Genomic DNA, 1,493 nt, shown 5'->3' on the forward strand with positions numbered 1-1,493 from the left:
CTCTGAGACTTCATGGCCCCCTATCGGTGGCCGCCTGGGCGGATGAGAATTCGGTGGGGTCGGCTGAGCTCGTTCTCGCTTGGTGCGCGTGAACCCGTCTCTGAGACTGACGCCTGGGGCCGTCCCGGCACCTCGAACTGTTGTCCTCGTGCACGCTTCACAGCGTCGTTGAACGGTCGGCCCTGCCGGCCCCGCCCTGCCCGGGCTGGGTCTGGTGGAGGTCGTGGATGGACACGTTGATCGAGCGGTGCGCGGGCATCGACATCGGCAAGGACGAGGTGGTCGCCTGCGTGCGCGCCCCGAAGCCGGGTGCTCGGGGGCGGGTCCAGACGACCCGCACGTTCGCCACGTTCACCGCCTCGCTGGAGGCGATGGTCGAGTGGTTCACCACCGAGGGGGTGACCGCGGTGGTGATGGAGGCGACCGGCTCGTACTGGAAACCGGTCTGGTACCTGCTCGAAGAGCACCCGGGATGGGAGCTGCTGCTGGTCAACGCCCATCACGTGAAGATCCTGCCCGGGCGCAAGACCGACGTGCTCGACGCGGAATGGCTGGCCGAGCTGCTCGAGCACGGCCTGCTACGGGGCAGCTTCGTGCCTCCCAGGGCGGTCCGGGAGCTGCGGGATCTGACCCGCTACCGCAAACGCATGATCCAGGCCCACACCAGCGAGTGCCAGCGCATCCAGAAGACCCTCGAGGACGCCGGGATCAAGCTCGACTCGGTCGCCTCCGACGTGCTCGGGGTCTCCGGGCGGGCCATGCTGGCCGCGCTGGTCGCCGGCGAACGTGACCCCGCCGCGCTCGCCGAGATGGCCCGCGGCCGACTGCGGGTGAAGATCCCCGCCCTGCGGCAGGCCCTGCGCGGGCGGTTCACCGAGCACCACGCGCTGCTGATCGGGCTCGCCCTGGAGCACACCGCACACCTCGAAACGGTGATCAGCCGGCTCGACGAGCGCGTCGATGCCCTCTTTGCGACCGCGATCGACGAGGGCGGTGTCAGCGCTGTCCCTTTCGCGCGGGCCCGTGACCGGCTCGACACCATCCCCGGGGTCGGGAAGCGGGCCGCCGAGACGATCATCGCCGAGATCGGGGTCGACATGGCCCGGTTCCCCACCGCCGCGCACCTGGCCTCTTGGGCCGGGGTCGCGCCGGGCAACAACATCACCGGCGGCAAACGCGGCTCGGGCAAGACCACCCACGGCGACGTCTGGCTGGTCGACATCCTCACCCAGACCGCCTGGTGCGCCGCCCGCACCCACGACACCTACCTGGCCGCCCAGTTCTGGCGCCTGGCCCGCCGGATCGGCAAGAAGAAGGCCGCGATCGCGGTCGCGCACTCCATCCTGGTGATCTGCTGGCACCTGCTGCGCGACCAGGCCGACTACGACGACCTCGGCGGCGACTACTTCACCCGCCGCAACACCGACCGCCAACGAGACCGCCTGATCAACCAGCTCCACAACCTGGGCTACCGAGTCACCCTCGACAAGGTC

1 protein-coding gene is annotated in these 1,493 nt (G+C 69.9%); it reads left to right on the top strand.

Going from position 1 to position 1,493, the window contains the following annotated elements:
* Positions 1–227 precede the first annotated feature (227 nt).
* Positions 228–1,493, top strand: a 1,266-nt coding sequence (locus PHK61_RS31755; RefSeq protein WP_274285031.1) for an IS110 family RNA-guided transposase, incomplete at its 3' end; no start/stop codon positions are given.

Origin of the sequence: Actinomycetospora lutea (assembly GCF_028737205.1) — a bacterium.
Classification (GTDB): domain Bacteria; phylum Actinomycetota; class Actinomycetes; order Mycobacteriales; family Pseudonocardiaceae; genus Actinomycetospora; species Actinomycetospora lutea.